Source organism: Streptomyces sp. NPDC003247, assembly GCF_042888135.1.
In the GTDB taxonomy this organism is placed as follows: domain Bacteria; phylum Actinomycetota; class Actinomycetes; order Streptomycetales; family Streptomycetaceae; genus Streptomyces.
Genome location: NZ_JBIAPF010000002.1, coordinates 505,277 through 519,896, shown reverse-complemented (window position 1 = coordinate 519,896; position 14,620 = coordinate 505,277). Strand labels below are relative to the sequence as shown.

The window sequence follows — 14,620 nt, the reverse complement described above, 5'->3', positions numbered from 1 at the left end:
CACGGAGCCGTCCTCCGGGGTGTACAGCCGCTACGCGCGTAGATATGCTCGTCTGGTGACCATGCCCACCAACGCACCCACCGCAGCTCACGCCCTCACGGACGTCACCGCGTCCGACAGCACGCTGCGCCGCTTCCTCCACGGGCTGCCCGGCGTCGACGGGGTCGGCCTGGAGGCGCGCGCCGCATCCCTCGGTACCCGTTCCGTCAAGACGACCGCGAAGGCGTACGCCATCGACCTCGCCATCTCGATGGTCGACCTGACGACGCTGGAAGGCGCGGACACCCCGGGCAAGGTCCGGGCGCTCGGCGCGAAGGCCGTCCGCCCCGACCCGACCGACCGGACGACGCCCTCGACGGCCGCGGTCTGCGTCTACCCCGACATGGTCGCCACCGCCAAGGCGGCCGTCGCGGGCTCCGGCGTCAAGGTCGCCTCCGTGGCCACCGCCTTCCCGGCGGGCCGCGCGGCCCTCGACGTCAAGCTGGCCGACGTGCGGGACGCCGTCGCCGCCGGTGCCGACGAGATCGACATGGTCATCGACCGCGGCGCCTTCCTCGCGGGCCGCTACCTGAAGGTGTACGACGAGATCGTCGCCGTACGGGAGGCCTGCGGCGGGTCCGCCCGGCTGAAGGTCATCTTCGAGACGGGCGAGCTGTCGACGTACGACAACATCCGCCGGGCGAGCTGGCTCGGCATGCTGGCCGGGGCGGACTTCATCAAGACGTCCACCGGCAAGGTCGCCGTCAACGCCACGCCCGCCAACACCCTGCTCATGCTGGAGGCCGTCCGCGACTTCCGCGCGCGGACCGGCGTCCAGGTCGGCGTGAAGCCCGCCGGCGGCATCCGCACCTCCAAGGACGCCGTCAAGTTCCTGGTCCTGGTCAACGAGACCGCGGGCGAGGACTGGCTGGACAACCACTGGTTCCGCTTCGGCGCCTCCTCCCTCCTGAACGACCTGCTGATGCAGCGTCAGAAGCTGGCCACCGGCCGCTACTCCGGCCCCGACTACGTGACGGTGGACTGATCACCATGGCATCGGCATCCGCATTCGAGTACGCCCCCGCACCCGAGTCCCGCTCGGTCGTCGACATCGCGCCCTCCTACGGGCTGTTCATCGACGGCGAGTTCGTGGACGCGGCCGACGGCAAGGTCTTCAAGACGGTCTCCCCGTCGACCGAGGAGGTTCTCTCCGAGGTCGCCCGGGCCGGTTCCGAGGACGTCGACCGCGCGGTGAAGGTCGCCCGCAAGGCCTTCGAGAAGTGGTCGGCGCTGCCCGGCTCCGAGCGCGCCAAGTACCTCTTCCGCATCGCCCGCATCATCCAGGAGCGCAGCCGCGAACTGGCCGTCCTGGAGACGCTGGACAACGGCAAGCCCATCAAGGAGACCCGCGACGCCGACCTCCCCCTGGTCGCCGCGCACTTCTTCTACCACGCGGGCTGGGCCGACAAGCTCGACCACGCCGGTTTCGGCCCGGCCCCCCGGCCCCTCGGCGTCGCCGGCCAGGTCATCCCCTGGAACTTCCCCCTCCTGATGCTGGCGTGGAAGATCGCCCCGGCGCTGGCGACGGGCAACACGGTCGTCCTCAAGCCGGCCGAGACCACTCCGCTGAGCGCCCTGTTCTTCGCGGACATCTGCCGCCGGGCGGGCCTGCCGAAGGGGGTCGTCAACATCCTCCCCGGCTACGGTGACACGGGCGCCGCGCTCGTCGCGCACCCGGACGTGAACAAGGTGGCCTTCACCGGCTCCACGGCCGTCGGCAAGGAGATCGCGCGCACGGTCGCGGGCACCCGCAAGAAGCTCACCCTCGAACTGGGCGGCAAGGGCGCCAACATCGTCTTCGACGACGCCCCGATCGACCAGGCCGTCGAGGGCGTCGTGAACGGCATCTTCTTCAACCAGGGCCAGGTCTGCTGCGCGGGCAGCCGCCTCCTGGTCCAGGAGTCGATCCACGACGAGCTGCTGGAGTCGCTCAAGCGCAGGCTCTCCACGCTCCGCCTCGGCGACCCGCTGGACAAGAACACGGACATCGGCGCGATCAACTCCGCCGAGCAGCTCGCGCGCATCACCGCGCTCGTCGAGCAGGGTGAGGCGGAGGGCGCCGAGCGCTGGTCCCCGGCCTGCGAGCTCCCCTCCGCCGGCTACTGGTTCGCCCCGACGCTCTTCACGAACGTCACCCAGGCGCACACCGTCGCCCGCGACGAGATCTTCGGCCCGGTCCTGTCGGTCCTCACCTTCCGCACCCCGGACGAGGCCGTCGCCAAGGCCAACAACACGCCGTACGGCCTGTCGGCGGGCATCTGGACGGAGAAGGGCTCCCGCATCCTCGCGGTGGCGAACAGGCTCCGGGCCGGTGTCGTCTGGTCCAACACGTTCAACAAGTTCGACCCGACGTCGCCGTTCGGCGGCTACAAGGAATCGGGTTCCGGCCGCGAGGGCGGCCGCCACGGCCTGGAGGCGTACCTCGATGTCTGACGTGACCCGTCTCTCCGTCCTCAAGACCTACAAGCTGTACGTCGGGGGCAAGTTCCCCCGTTCCGAGAGCGGCCGGGTGTACGAAGTGACCGACTCCAAGGGCAACTGGCTGGCCAACGCGCCGCAGTCGAGCCGCAAGGACGCCCGGGACGCGGTCGTGGCCGCCCGCAAGGCGTTCGGCGCCTGGTCCGGGGCGACGGCGTACAACCGTGGCCAGGTCCTCTACCGCGTCGCCGAGATGCTGGAGGGCCGCAGGGGCCAGTTCGTCCGCGAGGTGGCCGACGCCGAGGGTCTGTCGAAGTCGAGGGCGGCCGCGGTCGTCGACGCGGCCGTCGACCGCTGGGTCTGGTACGCGGGCTGGACCGACAAGATCGCCCAGGTGGTCGGCGGCGGCAACCCGGTCGCGGGCCCGTTCTTCAACCTGTCCTCGCCCGAGCCGACCGGCGTGGTCGCCGTCCTGGCCCCGCAGGAGTCGTCGTTCCTGGGCCTGGTCTCGGTGCTCGCCCCGGTGATCGCGACCGGCAACACGGCGGTCGTGGTGGCCTCCGAGCGGTCCCCGCTCCCCGCCCTCTCCCTGGCCGAGGTCCTGGCCACCTCCGACGTGCCCGGCGGCGTGGTCAACGTCCTCTCCGGCCGTACGGCGGAGATCGCGGCGCCCCTCGCCGCCCACCAGGACGTCAACGCGATCGACCTCGCGGGCGCCGACGAGGCGCTGGCGAAGGAGCTGGCGATCGCGGCCGCGGACAACCTGAAGCGGGTTCTCCGTCCACAGCCTGTGGACGACTGGTCCGCGACTCCCGGGATCGACCGCATGACGGCGTTCCTGGAGACGAAGACCGTCTGGCACCCGACGGGGTCGCTGGGCGCCTCGGGCTCGTCGTACTGACGGCCCGCCACGACGAGCGGGCCGCGCCCCTCTCCGTCCGGAGGGACGCGGCCCGCTCCACGCGCACGGCCTGCCGCGGGTACGCGCCGGTCAGCCGCCCAGCAGCCCCGTCGCCTGCCCCAGCACCGGCACCGCGCCGACCGACGACGCCTGCGCCACCGGCTCGGTCAGCGAGCGGGACGACACCGGCTGGAAGTCGGCGAGCCGGGTGCCGACGCCGTTGTCGAGCGGGTCGACACCCGTGCCCGCGAGCGGGTTGGGCTTGAGGTCCGACAGCGGGCCGGTGACGTACCCGACGGTGCCGCCCAGGGCCTGCGCACCGGCCTGGGGGTCGATCTTGCCGAGCGAGGTGGGACGCGTGCGCACCACGTCCACGACCGGTTCGGTCCCGGCCGCCGCGGCCACGCCCGTGCCCGCGCCCAGGGCCGCTCCCGCCGTGGCGAGGGCGACGAGGGCGCGCCGTCCGGTCGGGGTGCGGGAAGAGTCGTGTCGGGCCATCGCGATGCCCACTTTCTGCTGCGTCGGGTAATCAGGTCGACACGAAGGGTAGTTGAGGAGTGACCCGTGCATCAAAGCCGACCCGCGGGGTCGTTCACCGCCCGGCGGATGCCTCACACTGGTGTCCCGTGAGTTCCCCACCGCCCCTATCCACGCGAGTCGTGCTGCTCTGCGGCCCCTCGGGCTCCGGCAAGTCCCTCCTCGCCGCCCTCTCCGGCCTGCCCGTGCTGCGGCTCGACGACTTCTACAAGGAGGGCGACGACCCGACGCTGCCGCAGGTGGCGGGGAGTTCCGACATCGACTGGGACCACCCCGGCTCGTGGGACGCGGACACCGCGGTCGCCGCGATCACCGACCTGTGCCGCACGGGCCGTACGAACGTCCCGGTCTACGACATCGCGCTCAGCGCCCGCACCGGCGCGGAGACCGTCGGGATCGGGCGGACCCCGCTGTTCATCGCGGAGGGCATCTTCGCCGCGGAGATCGTCGCCCGCTGCCGGGACCTGGGCGTGCTGGCCGACGCGCTGTGCCTGAGCCGCGGTCCGGTGACGACGTTCCGCCGCCGTTTCCTGCGGGACCTGAAGGAGGGCCGCAAGTCGGTGCCGTTCCTCCTGCGCCGCGGCTGGCGCCTGATGCGCGCCGAACGCTCCATCGTGGCCCGCCAGACCGCCCTCGGCGCGTACGCCTGCGACCGCGACGAGGCGCTCGGCCGCCTGGCGGCCGCGGCGGCGGGCGACAGCGCCACGACGGCGCGTACGGCCGTCTGACGGCTGACGGGCGGGCTGCGGCAGGCCCCATGCGACGCGCGGGCCGTGACGGGCGTGCTCACGCGCGGGGCCCCGGCCCGCCCGTCTGACGGGCGGGCGGCAGCCCCTGCGGCGCGCGGGCCCCGGCCGGCTGCCGGAAGACCGGCTCCGTCGGGCGGAAGACCGGCTCCGGCGGGCGGAAGACCGGCTCCGGCGGGCGGACGCGGAAGAGCGGGACTGGACGGACCCCCCGGCCCTCCAGCCCCGCTCGTTTCCCCCGTGTTCCCCGTGTTCCCCCGTGTCCCCCGGGTGGTGCTCCCCCGTGCTGTGCGCGGTACCGCTCCCCCGACGTCCCCCGTTGGGTCCCCCCGGTACCGCTCCCCCGTGTTTCCCCCGTGTTCCCCCGATCACCGGCCTCCCGAGGGAGGCCGGCCCCCGTGCACCTCAGGCGACGAGCTCGCCGAAGGCGTCCTCCTCGTCACGGCCGAAGCTGAGGACCTCGTCCTCGCGCAGCCGGCGGAGCGACCGCCAGATGCTGGACTTCACCGTGCCGACACTGATGTCGAGGATCTCCGCGATCTCCGGGTCGGTGCGGCCCTCGTAGTAGCGCAGGACCAGCATCGTCCGCTGGAGTTCGGGCAGCCGGGCCAGCGCCTGCCACAGGACGGCGCGCAGCTCGGTGCCGCGCATCGCGTCCGTGTCGCCGGGCGTCTCCGGCAGTTCCTCGGTCGGGTACTCGTTCAGCTTGCGGCGGCGCCACGCGCTGATGTGCAGGTTGGTCATCGTGCGTCGCAGGTAGCCGCCGACGGCCGCCTTGTCACTGATCCGGTCCCACGCCCGGTAGGTCGAGAACAGCGCGCTCTGCAACAGGTCCTCGGCCTCGAAGCGGTCGCCGGTGAGGTGGTAGGCGGTGGCGTACAGGGAGGCGCGGCGCTCCTGGACGTAGGCGGTGAACTCCGCCTCCGACAGCGAGCGGCGCTCCCCCGTGTCCTCCCTGTACGCGGCTCCCCCGTGAGCCGCCTGTTCCCCCGCGTCGACCACCGTCATGAAGGCGGTGTGCTGACGCCCGGTGCCGCGAGCGCACCCCCGCCCGCTCATCACGGCACCGGACTTCTCGGACACCCGGTGCACGTCGTGCAGACGCGTGACGACTGCGGCTGCGTTGGTGCTCTTACCGTGCAGCGTGTTCATCTCGCGCCCCCCGTCGTGGACTTCCGGTGTCTGTGCTCGTTCCGTTCGGCCCGTCCGCCGCGGCGGTGTGCTGTGTGCCGCCCGCTGCCGTGCCTGTGCCGAAAATCCTGCCCATGGCACTTCATCGCCGTGTCCGCCGACTGTCACAGACCTGTCACAGGGGTCCGTCACGGTGGCGCCACAGCCCGCGCACAGGCACCGGCGCTACGGCGTTCCGGCGCGGGTTCCACCGGCGCTCCGGACCCGCCCCCGACCCCGCGTACGCCGCGCGCGCCGCGGAAACCACGCCCCTCTGGCATCCGAGCCCCCGCCCACAGGTCGAACGACGGCACCTCCATGGGCCAGAATGAGCCCGTGCCTTCCCTGTTGCTGATCGAGGACGACGACGCCATCCGTACGGCCCTGGAGCTCTCACTGACGCGCCAGGGACACCGCGTGGCGACCGCTGCGAGCGGTGAGGACGGTCTGAAGCTGCTGCGCGAACAGCGGCCGGATCTGATCGTGCTGGACGTGATGCTGCCCGGCATCGACGGATTCGAGGTGTGCCGGCGCATCCGGCGCACCGACCAGCTGCCGATCATCCTGCTCACCGCACGCAGCGACGACATCGACGTGGTCGTCGGGCTGGAGTCCGGCGCCGACGACTACGTCGTCAAACCGGTGCAGGGCCGGGTGCTCGACGCCCGGATCCGGGCCGTGCTGCGGCGCGGGGAGCGCGAGTCGAACGACTCGGCGACCTTCGGCAGCCTCGTCATCGACCGCGCCGCGATGACGGTGACGAAGAACGGCGAGGACCTCCAGCTCACCCCGACCGAGCTGCGGCTGCTGCTCGAACTGAGCCGGCGCCCCGGTCAGGCGCTGTCCCGGCAGCAGCTGCTGCGCCTGGTCTGGGAGCACGACTACCTCGGCGACTCCCGGCTGGTGGACGCCTGCGTCCAGCGGCTGCGCGCCAAGGTCGAGGACGTGCCGTCGTCCCCCACCCTGATCCGTACCGTGCGCGGGGTCGGCTACCGCCTGGACGCCCCTCAGTGACACAGCGGCAAGGGGGGATCCGCGGCTGGTCCGCGGCGCGCAAGGGACATCTGTCACGGCTGCGCCTGACCAGCCTGCGGCTGCGGCTCGTCGTGGTCTTCGGGCTGGTGGCGCTGACCGCGGCCGTGTCCGCGTCCGGCATCGCGTACTGGCTCAACCGCGAGGCCGTGCTGACCCGTACCCAGGGCGCGGTGCTGCGCGACTTCGAGCAGGAGATGCAGAACCGGGCCGGCTCGCTGGCGGAGTACCCGTCGCAGGACGAGTTGCAGTACACGGCCGGCCAGATGGCCACCAGCAGCCAGCGCTTCAGCGTGCTGCTGGTCGCCGAGGACGGCACCGGCAAGACGGTCTACGGCAGTTCCGGGGGGCTGAACGGCTTCTCCCTGGAGGACGTGCCCGAGTCGCTGCGCAGGGCGGTGGACAAGCAGCAGGGGACGACCGCCGGCAACACGTCGCCGTACCACCTGTACTGGCAGCGGGTGGTCGACCACGGGACGCCGTACCTGGTGGCCGGGACGAAGGTGATCGGGGGCGGTCCGACCGGCTACATGCGCAAGTCGCTGGAGCCGGAGGCCAAGGACCTCAACTCGCTGGCCTGGTCCCTGGGCATCGCCACCGGTCTGGCGCTGATCGGCGCCGCGCTGCTCGCGCAGGCCGCCGCCACGACCGTGCTGAAGCCGGTGCACCGGCTGGGAGTGGCCGCCCGCCGGCTGGGCGAGGGCAAGCTGGACACCCGGCTGCGGGTCTCCGGGACGGACGAACTGGCCGATCTGTCCCGTACGTTCAACCTCGCCGCCGAGTCGCTCGAGAAACGGGTGGCGGACATGGCGGCCCGGGACGAGGCATCCCGCCGTTTCGTCGCGGACATGAGCCACGAACTGCGCACCCCGCTCACCGCCATCACCGCCGTCACCGAGGTGCTGGAGGAGGAACTGGACGCGGAGTCCGGCGGTATCGACCCGATGATCGAGCCGGCCGTCCGCCTGGTGGTCTCCGAGACCCGGCGGCTGAACGACCTGGTCGAGAACCTGATGGAGGTCACCCGCTTCGACGCCGGCACGGCGCGCCTGGTCCTGGACGACGTCGACGTCGCCGACCAGATCACCGCCTGCATCGACGCGCGCGCCTGGCTGGACGCCGTAGAGCTGGACGCCGAGCGCGGCATCCACGCCCGCCTCGATCCGCGCCGCCTGGACGTGATCCTCGCCAACCTCATCGGCAACGCCCTCAAGCACGGCGGCTCGCCGGTGCGGGTGTCCGTACGGGAGTCGGCCGACGAGGTCGTCATCGCCGTGCGCGACCACGGCCCCGGCATCCCCGAGGAGGTCCTGCCCCACGTCTTCGACCGCTTCTACAAGGCGAGCGCCTCCCGCCCCCGCTCCGAGGGCAGCGGGCTGGGTCTCTCCATCGCCCTGGAGAACGCCCACATCCACGGCGGCGAGATCAGCGCCGCCAACTCGCCCGAGTCGGGCGCGGTCTTCACCCTCCGCCTGCCCCGGGACATCTCGGACCTGGCGGAACAGGGCGAGCAGAAGGACAAGGGGGACACCACCTGATGACCGCTCACGCCACGTCCGCGCGCCGCCGTCTCGCCCTCCCTATCCTCCCCGTCCTCCCCGTCCTCCCCGTCCTCGCCGCCCTGCTCACCGGCTGCGGCATACGCGCGACCGAGGTGCCGACCGACTTCGGCCCGGCCCCCTCCCGGGTCCGCTGCTCCCTCTCCGGGCCCGAGGTGACCGCCCAGGCCTCCGGGGACGTCCCCGTACGGGTGTTCCTGCTGTGCGGTTCCTCCCTGGTCGCCGTGGACCGCACGGTCCCGGTCCCCGACGGCACGGCCGACTCCGCGCGCCGCGTCCTGGTCGCCCAGGGCCTGCTGGACGAACTGGCGCGGTCCCCCTCGGCCGCGGAGAAGGAAGCCGGCTACACCACGGACGTGCGGGGCGGAACGGCGGTGAGCGGCCCGGCCGCCGAGGACCCGGACGACACCCTGCGCCTGAGCACCTCGCCGGACGACCTGACCTCGTACGCCCTGGCCCAGATCGTCTGCACCTTCTCCGACTCGGCGGCGGCGGAGGGCGACGGCTCGGTGGTCCTGGGCGGTCCCACGGCCCCTCCCCGCCGCTACCAGTGCACGGACGAGGTCCGCTCCCGCCCGGGCACGGCGGAACCCCCGTCGACGGAGGTCACGGGGGGCTGACGGCGGGGGCACGGGCGGCTGACGGCCGACGTCATGGGCGGCTGACGGCCGACGTCATGGGCGGTCGGCGGGCCAGACTGGCTCGGCGGGCCGAGCGGGTCCGGGCATCTGGGCCTGACCGGCGAGGGCATCCGGGCCTGACCGGCTAGGGCATCCGGGCCTGACCGGCTAGGGCATCCGGGCCGGACCGGCGAGGGCATCCGGGCCGGCCGGCGGGCCAGGCCGGTTCGGGTCTTTCGGCCGGTTCGGCGGGCCCGTAGGGTCCCGTCCGGCCGTCGCTGTGGCGCGGGCCTCGGTGCGGCTGCCGCGGGGCCGGAACCGATCCCGCCGCCTCCCGCGTCTAGGGGGACGTGCAGCGTCAAGGCTCCATCGGCGGCAGCGCCGCGTTCCGCGTTCGCGCGACCGGGAGTGTTCTCCTGGTCGTCCACCTCGTGTTCGTCGCCTGGTGCACGCTGCGCCCCCTGGACGTTCCCTGGGTGATGCCTTCCAACCTGCGCCCGTTCGCCGGCATCCGCGCCGACCTGGAGCTGGGCTGGCCGCAGGCGGCCTGCCGGATCGGCGGGGGCCTCGCCCTCCTGGCGCCGCTGGGCGTCCTCCTCCCCCTGGTGCACGGCCGGCTCCACGTCTCGCCGCTCGCCTCCCTGGTCCGCACGGTCACGGCGGGCGCCCTGCTGTCGCTGGCCATCGAGCTCCTCCAGACCGGGGTGCCCGGCCAGGTGGTCGACGTGGACTCGCTCCTGCTCAACACCGTGGGCGTGGCCCTGGCACACACCGCGGTGGTGCCCGCGGCCCGCGCCCGCCTGCGGCACCGGGCCGAGCGCCGTGCGGACCGGGCGGACCGCCCGGAGGAGCCGGCTCAGGGGCGGACCCCGACGATTCCCAGGGTCGGGATCGCCCCGTAGGGCGACGTTTCACCCGCTTCGTCTCCGTAGCGTGGACATCAGACGGGGGAGCCACCGAAAGGCCGCCCCGGACCGACTCACGAAGGAGCCGCAGATGTCCCGCAGCCTCGCCCGCCCCACCCACGGCCGCATGATCGGCGGAGTGTGCGCCGCGCTGGCCCGGCGCTTCGGCACCTCCGCGACGACGATGCGCGTGATCTTCCTGCTGTCCTGTCTGCTGCCGGGCCCGCAGTTCCTGCTCTACATAGCGCTGTGGATCTTCCTGCCGTCCGAGGACAAGGCCCGCGCGGCCTGGTAGGGGCCCACGGCCTGGTAGGCGCCCACGGCCTGGTAGGGCCCGCGCGGCCTGGTGGGCAGCGGGTACGGAAGGAGCCGCGCACGGGAAAAGCCGTCGGGCGCACCCGGAGGACCCGGATGCGCCCGACGGCGCCGCGACGCGGAGGAGTCAGCCCAGCGGGATCCCGTTCACCCCTACCCCGTTCGTGGGCAGGCCCTTGAGGATGGGCAGACCGCCGAGCAGATCGGCGGCCGGCGCGGTCGGCTGCTCGGTGAGCGCCTGCTGGGCGATCGGCTGCACGGAGGCCAGGCCGGCGCCGAGCGTCGGCTGGGCCTGCTGGACCGCGTCACCGGCTCCCGGCAGCGCCGTGGCGAGCTTCTCCGCCGGCAGCGACTGGGTGACGCCGCCCAGTGCCTGGGTGGCGTCCGGAACGGCCGGGGCCGCGGTGGCGGCGCCCGCACCGGCGGCGGCGAAAGCGGCACCGAGCGCGGCGATGCCGAGGGTCTTGGCAGCAGACTGCTTCATGGTAAATGCGTCCTCGAATATCGGGGAACTGAGCGGTCCACGACCGTAAACACAAAAAGGCACCCACCGCAAACAACGAAATGCGGACAGACCGTGAAGGCCCGCCCGCATTACGGTCCGGAATTTCCCGCCCCTCAGCTCTCCCCGGCCACGGAACCCCTGGTGGAGGCGGTCTGCTGGAACAGCCATTCGGACTTGAGCTCGGCATAGCCGGGCTTGATCACGTCATTGATCATAGCCAGTCGTTCATCGAAAGGAATGAATGCTGACTTCATAGCATTGACCGAGAACCATGCGAGATCGTCGAGCGTGTAACCGAACGCATCGACAAGGTGCTCGAATTCCCGGCTCATGCCGGTGCCGGACATCAGCCGGTTGTCGGTGTTGACCGTGGCCCGGAAGTGCAGTCGGCGCAGCAGCCCGATCGGGTGCTCGGCGTAGGAGGCGGCCGCCCCGGTCTGGAGGTTGGAGCTGGGGCACAGTTCCAGCGGGATGCGCTTGTCCCGGACGTACGAGGCGAGCCGCCCGAGCTTCACCGAGCCGTCCTCCGCGACCTCGATGTCGTCGATGATGCGGACGCCGTGTCCGAGGCGGTCGGCGCCGCACCACTGGAGCGCCTGCCAGATGGACGGCAGCCCGAAGGCCTCCCCGGCGTGGATGGTGAAATGATTGTTCTCCCGCTTCAGGTACTCGAAGGCGTCGAGGTGCCGGGTGGGCGGGTAGCCGGCCTCGGCGCCGGCGATGTCGAAGCCGACCACGCCCAGGTCCCGGTAGCGGTTGGCGAGTTCGGCGATCTCCAGGGCGCGGGCGGCGTGCCGCATGGCGGTGAGGAGCGCGCCCACCCGGATGCGGTGGCCGTTCGCCCGGGCGAGCCGTTCGCCCTGCCGGAAGCCCTCGTCGACGGCCTCGACGACATCCTCGAGGCGCAGCCCGCCCTCCAGGTGCTGCTCGGGCGCGTAGCGGACCTCGGCGTAGACGACCCCGTCCTCGGCAAGGTCCTCGGCGCACTCGCGGGCGACCCGGACCAGGGCCTCCCGGGTCTGCATGACGCCGACGGTGTGCGAGAAGGTCTCCAAGTACCGCTCCAGTGAACCGGAGTCGGCGGCCTCCCGGAACCAGAGGCCGAGCTTTCCGGGATCGGTCTCGGGGAGCCGTGCGTACCCGGTCTCCCGGGCGAGGTCGACGATCGTGCCGGGGCGCAGCCCGCCGTCGAGGTGGTCGTGCAGCAGAACCTTGGGCGCCCGGCGGATCTGGTCCGCGCTCGGAGTGACGCCCTGTCGAATGGTCTGGCTCGTCATTTCCGCACTCTAACTCCTACGCGCGTAGATCGCGCGCTGTACATCTACGCCGATATGTAACGGTGACCGCACGGACGGGTGGAGTACACCGGCGCTTCTGACACTGTTCTGTCATGGGACAGCAAGCGACGCCGGTGCGAACGGCCAGGCTGGGGAAGGGAATCGGCCCGGAGCCGGAGACGGTGAGCGGCGTGGTGCTGCTGCTCCCGGGCGGCGACGAGGTCTCCGACCGCAGACCCTCGCCCCTGTGGGGGAACGGCCCGGTGCGTGCCGTCGGACGCAGACTCGCCCGCGCGGCCCGGCAGGACGGCCTGGCCGTCCACGTGGTGCGCTACCGCTACCGGGGCTGGAACGGCAGCGAGGCCCATCTCGCCACCGACGCGTCCTGGGCCGCCGACGAGGCCGTACGGCGCTACGGGGACGTCCCCGTATGCCTCGCCGGTGTCGGCATGGGCGGGCGGGCGGCGCTGCGCGCGGGCGGCCACGAGGCCGTCAACTCGGTGCTCGCGATCGCCCCTTGGCTGCCGGAGGAGGACGTCGCGGCGCCACCCGAACCGGTGAAGCACCTGGTGGGGCGGCAGGTGCTGATCGTGCACGGCACGAACGACCAGCGGACCGATCCCGAGCTGTCCTTCCGGCTCGCGGCGCGGATGAAGAAGGTGAACCGGGAGGTGTGCCGGTTCGAGGTGCACTCCGACGGGCACGGGCTGCACCAGTACCGGCAGGAAGTCCTGGCCCTGGCGGAGGACTTCGTGCGGGGCGCCCTGTTCGGGCACGGCTTCTCGCGTCCGGTGCGGGACGCCCTGGCGGCGCCTCCGCCACTGGGGCTGAGGATGCCGTTGGCCGCGGGCTTCGGCAGTTCGCTGCGACGGTAGGGCCTGTCGTTCGGATCACGCGTTCGCATCACGCGTTCGGATCACGCCGCGGACGCGGGGTCTGGCACGTGGCTCTCCCCCGGAAGGGGTGCCCCCAGCGGCGTTGCCGTCGGCTTGCTGGCGGGGTGTGAGGCCGTTCGGCGGGGATGACGGAACCGCCGGGTCCGGTCCGGGCGTGCTTGACCACATGGGTGATCGGGGTGGCGAGCCGCAGCCGGTGCGGGGACGAGGCGGCGGACGCCGGTGGGTGATCGCGGGCGGCGCGGCGGCCCTGACGCCGGCCGTCGTGGTCGGGGCCGTCGTCGCGCGGGACGGCACCGAGCCCCTCACCGCCCCGCACGCCTGCCACACCGCCGCCCACGGCACCGCACCGGCCGGGGGCACCGCGGCGACGGGCGGCAGGACCCCGGCCGGGGTCGCCCCCGCCGCCGACTTCGACGGGGACGGCCACCCCGACCCCGGGTTCGGCGCGGCGGTGCGCCTGGTCGACATGGACGGCGACCACCGGTCCGACCTGGTCGTGGCGGCACCCGGCACCGACAGGACCGACGGCTCCGCGTGGCTCCTGCCCGGCACGGCGGACGGCCCGGCCACCGGCGGAGTCACCCGGCTGTACGGCGACGGCTTCGACTCCACCGAGGGGCTGGACCTCTACATGGGGGGCGGGGGGATCGCCCACTAGCACCGTGAGCGGAAAGGTCAGGGCCCGGCGGGGCCTACGGGAGCAGGCTCCCCCGCCGCGACAGCAGGAACCTCTTGAAGGCCGCCACGGGGGGTGTGTCCGGGTGGCCGTCCAGCCAGGCAACGCCGATCTCCCGTACCGCCCTCGGTGCCGTGACCGTCAGTTCCACCACGCCGGGCCGGGGTACGGCGGGCGGGGGCAGGAGGGCGACGCCGAGGCCGGCCGCCACCAGCCCGCGGAGGGTCTCCGCCTCCTCCCCCTCGAAGGCGACCCGGGGGCGGAAACCTGCCTCCTGGCAGAGGTCGTCGGTGATGCGGCGCAGGCCGTAGCCGGGTTCCAGGGTCACGAAGGTCTCGTCGGCGGCCTCGGCGAGCCGGACGCGCTTGCGGGCGGCGAGACGGTGGTCGGCGGGGACGACCAGGCGCAGTTTCTGCTCGTCGAGGCGGCGGGCGACGAGGTCGGGGGCGTCCGGGACCGGTGAGGTCAGGCACAGGTCGAGCTCGCCGGCCCGCAGCCGCTCCAGCATGGCCTCCCCGTAGTTCTGGACGAGGCTGAAGCGGACGCGGGGGTGGTCGGCGCGGAAGGCGTGGATCAGGCCGGGTACCGTCTCGGCGCCCATGGTGTGCAGGAAGCCGAAGGCGACCTTGCCGGTGGCGGCGTCGGCGTCGGCGCGCACCGCGTCGGCGGCGCGCTCGATCTCGGCGAGGGCGCGCTCGACGGAGGTGAGGAACGTGCGTCCGGCGGGGGTGAGGGAGACGGTCCGGCCGTGGCGGGCGAACAGGTCGACGCCCAGGTCCTGTTCGAGGCGGACCATGGCCCGGGAAAGCGTCGACTGCGGGACCTGCATCTCCTGCGCGGCCCGCGTGACGTGCTCGGTGCGGGCGACGCCCGCGAAGTACGCGAGCCGTGGCGCGAGCAGCGTGACGATGTCTTCTGTGTCACTGGACGGTGACAGGCGCGCCTGTGACCTCTGCTGATGCTCCATGGGAACGATTATGGCGATTCCATGCATTGGACGGATGAGTGGGGTCGTCCTAGG

The 14,620-nt window shown here is 72.7% G+C and carries 16 protein-coding genes; 11 read left to right on the top strand and 5 right to left on the bottom strand.

The window, feature by feature from the left end; genetic code table 11:
- Positions 1-61: 61 nt before the first annotated feature.
- From deoC to ACFYWQ_RS07275, 3 genes are read left to right on the top strand one after another with little or no spacing between them, the layout of a single operon-like run.
- Complete coding sequence (deoC, locus tag ACFYWQ_RS07285; protein WP_389514384.1) at positions 62-1,024, top strand: deoxyribose-phosphate aldolase; 963 nt, start codon at positions 62-64, stop codon at positions 1,022-1,024.
- A 5-nt stretch (positions 1,025-1,029) separates the two neighbouring features.
- A complete protein-coding gene (locus ACFYWQ_RS07280) occupies positions 1,030-2,472 on the top strand; it encodes an aldehyde dehydrogenase family protein (protein WP_389513622.1) in 1,443 nt (480 codons plus the stop codon).
- Positions 2,465-3,358: an aldehyde dehydrogenase family protein gene (locus ACFYWQ_RS07275; protein ID WP_389513620.1), complete on the top strand. Its 894-nt coding sequence runs from the start codon at positions 2,465-2,467 to the stop codon at positions 3,356-3,358. The genes ACFYWQ_RS07280 and ACFYWQ_RS07275 overlap by 8 nt, the downstream gene beginning before the upstream one ends.
- 90 nt (positions 3,359-3,448) lie before the next feature.
- On the opposite strand, the gene ACFYWQ_RS07270 is transcribed toward ACFYWQ_RS07275, so the two are convergent.
- Positions 3,449-3,856 carry a hypothetical protein gene (locus tag ACFYWQ_RS07270; RefSeq protein WP_389513618.1) on the bottom strand — a complete coding sequence of 136 codons (408 nt, stop codon included), beginning with the start codon at positions 3,854-3,856 and terminating at the stop codon, positions 3,449-3,451.
- Positions 3,857-3,915: 59 nt separating this feature from the next.
- Between ACFYWQ_RS07270 and ACFYWQ_RS07265 the strand changes: the two genes are divergently transcribed.
- The gene (locus tag ACFYWQ_RS07265) at positions 3,916-4,623 is read left to right on the top strand and encodes a uridine kinase (RefSeq protein ID WP_389513616.1); all 708 of its coding nucleotides are present in this window, start codon (positions 3,916-3,918) and stop codon (positions 4,621-4,623) included.
- A 423-nt stretch (positions 4,624-5,046) separates the two neighbouring features.
- Here ACFYWQ_RS07265 and ACFYWQ_RS07260 read toward each other — a convergent pair whose 3' ends face one another.
- Entirely contained in the window at positions 5,047-5,793 is a 747-nt protein-coding gene (locus ACFYWQ_RS07260) for a SigE family RNA polymerase sigma factor (RefSeq protein WP_389513614.1), read from the bottom strand.
- A 354-nt stretch (positions 5,794-6,147) separates the two neighbouring features.
- Between ACFYWQ_RS07260 and afsQ1 the strand changes: the two genes are divergently transcribed.
- The 5 genes from afsQ1 to ACFYWQ_RS07235 all read left to right on the top strand — a co-directional run bounded on the left by afsQ1 (position 6,148) and on the right by ACFYWQ_RS07235 (position 10,222).
- Positions 6,148-6,825 (top strand): two-component system response regulator AfsQ1, encoded by a 678-nt coding sequence (gene afsQ1, locus ACFYWQ_RS07255; RefSeq protein WP_189933766.1) that lies wholly within the window; start codon positions 6,148-6,150, stop codon positions 6,823-6,825.
- The gene (locus tag ACFYWQ_RS07250; protein ID WP_389513611.1) at positions 6,822-8,381 is read left to right on the top strand and encodes an ATP-binding protein; all 1,560 of its coding nucleotides are present in this window, start codon (positions 6,822-6,824) and stop codon (positions 8,379-8,381) included. Before afsQ1 ends, ACFYWQ_RS07250 begins: the two co-directional genes overlap by 4 nt.
- Positions 8,381-9,022 (top strand): hypothetical protein, encoded by a 642-nt coding sequence (locus tag ACFYWQ_RS07245; protein WP_389513609.1) that lies wholly within the window; start codon positions 8,381-8,383, stop codon positions 9,020-9,022. Before ACFYWQ_RS07250 ends, ACFYWQ_RS07245 begins: the two co-directional genes overlap by 1 nt.
- A gap of 350 nt (positions 9,023-9,372) precedes the next feature.
- Positions 9,373-9,924, top strand: a complete 552-nt coding sequence (locus ACFYWQ_RS07240; protein ID WP_389513607.1) for a VanZ family protein — start codon at positions 9,373-9,375, stop codon at positions 9,922-9,924.
- Between the two features lie 94 nt (positions 9,925-10,018).
- Complete coding sequence (locus ACFYWQ_RS07235) at positions 10,019-10,222, top strand: PspC domain-containing protein (RefSeq protein WP_389513605.1); 204 nt, start codon at positions 10,019-10,021, stop codon at positions 10,220-10,222.
- A 147-nt stretch (positions 10,223-10,369) separates the two neighbouring features.
- Here ACFYWQ_RS07235 and ACFYWQ_RS07230 read toward each other — a convergent pair whose 3' ends face one another.
- A complete protein-coding gene (locus ACFYWQ_RS07230; RefSeq protein ID WP_389513603.1) occupies positions 10,370-10,726 on the bottom strand; it encodes an ATP-binding protein in 357 nt (118 codons plus the stop codon).
- A 134-nt stretch (positions 10,727-10,860) separates the two neighbouring features.
- Positions 10,861-12,024 (bottom strand): adenosine deaminase, encoded by a 1,164-nt coding sequence (locus tag ACFYWQ_RS07225; RefSeq protein ID WP_389513601.1) that lies wholly within the window; start codon positions 12,022-12,024, stop codon positions 10,861-10,863.
- Between the two features lie 113 nt (positions 12,025-12,137).
- On the opposite strand from ACFYWQ_RS07225, the gene ACFYWQ_RS07220 reads away from it, so the two are divergent.
- On the top strand, positions 12,138-12,899 hold the full coding sequence (locus tag ACFYWQ_RS07220; protein ID WP_389513598.1) for an alpha/beta hydrolase: 762 nt from the start codon (positions 12,138-12,140) through the stop codon (positions 12,897-12,899).
- Between the two features lie 187 nt (positions 12,900-13,086).
- Positions 13,087-13,581, top strand: a complete 495-nt coding sequence (locus ACFYWQ_RS07215; protein WP_389513596.1) for a hypothetical protein — start codon at positions 13,087-13,089, stop codon at positions 13,579-13,581.
- Positions 13,582-13,615: 34 nt separating this feature from the next.
- Here the strand turns inward: ACFYWQ_RS07215 and ACFYWQ_RS07210 are convergent, their stop codons facing one another.
- The gene (locus ACFYWQ_RS07210) at positions 13,616-14,566 is read right to left on the bottom strand and encodes a LysR family transcriptional regulator (RefSeq protein ID WP_389513595.1); all 951 of its coding nucleotides are present in this window, start codon (positions 14,564-14,566) and stop codon (positions 13,616-13,618) included.
- Positions 14,567-14,620 lie beyond the last annotated feature (54 nt).

Bases quoted from the DNA above. Each gene is read 5' to 3' on its own strand.
- deoC (WP_389514384.1), top strand. From the start codon at position 62: ATGCCCACCAACGCACCCACCGCAGCTCACGCCCTCACGGACGTCACC.
- ACFYWQ_RS07280 (WP_389513622.1), top strand. From the start codon at position 1,030: ATGGCATCGGCATCCGCATTCGAGTACGCCCCCGCACCCGAGTCCCGC.
- ACFYWQ_RS07275 (WP_389513620.1), top strand. From the start codon at position 2,465: ATGTCTGACGTGACCCGTCTCTCCGTCCTCAAGACCTACAAGCTGTAC.
- ACFYWQ_RS07270 (WP_389513618.1), bottom strand. From the start codon at position 3,856: ATGGCCCGACACGACTCTTCCCGCACCCCGACCGGACGGCGCGCCCTC.
- ACFYWQ_RS07260 (WP_389513614.1), bottom strand. From the start codon at position 5,793: ATGAACACGCTGCACGGTAAGAGCACCAACGCAGCCGCAGTCGTCACG.
- ACFYWQ_RS07245 (WP_389513609.1), top strand. From the start codon at position 8,381: ATGACCGCTCACGCCACGTCCGCGCGCCGCCGTCTCGCCCTCCCTATC.
- ACFYWQ_RS07235 (WP_389513605.1), top strand. From the start codon at position 10,019: ATGTCCCGCAGCCTCGCCCGCCCCACCCACGGCCGCATGATCGGCGGA.
- ACFYWQ_RS07230 (WP_389513603.1), bottom strand. From the start codon at position 10,726: ATGAAGCAGTCTGCTGCCAAGACCCTCGGCATCGCCGCGCTCGGTGCC.
- ACFYWQ_RS07225 (WP_389513601.1), bottom strand. From the start codon at position 12,024: ATGACGAGCCAGACCATTCGACAGGGCGTCACTCCGAGCGCGGACCAG.
- ACFYWQ_RS07220 (WP_389513598.1), top strand. From the start codon at position 12,138: ATGGGACAGCAAGCGACGCCGGTGCGAACGGCCAGGCTGGGGAAGGGA.
- ACFYWQ_RS07215 (WP_389513596.1), top strand. From the start codon at position 13,087: ATGGGTGATCGGGGTGGCGAGCCGCAGCCGGTGCGGGGACGAGGCGGC.
- ACFYWQ_RS07210 (WP_389513595.1), bottom strand. From the start codon at position 14,566: ATGGAGCATCAGCAGAGGTCACAGGCGCGCCTGTCACCGTCCAGTGAC.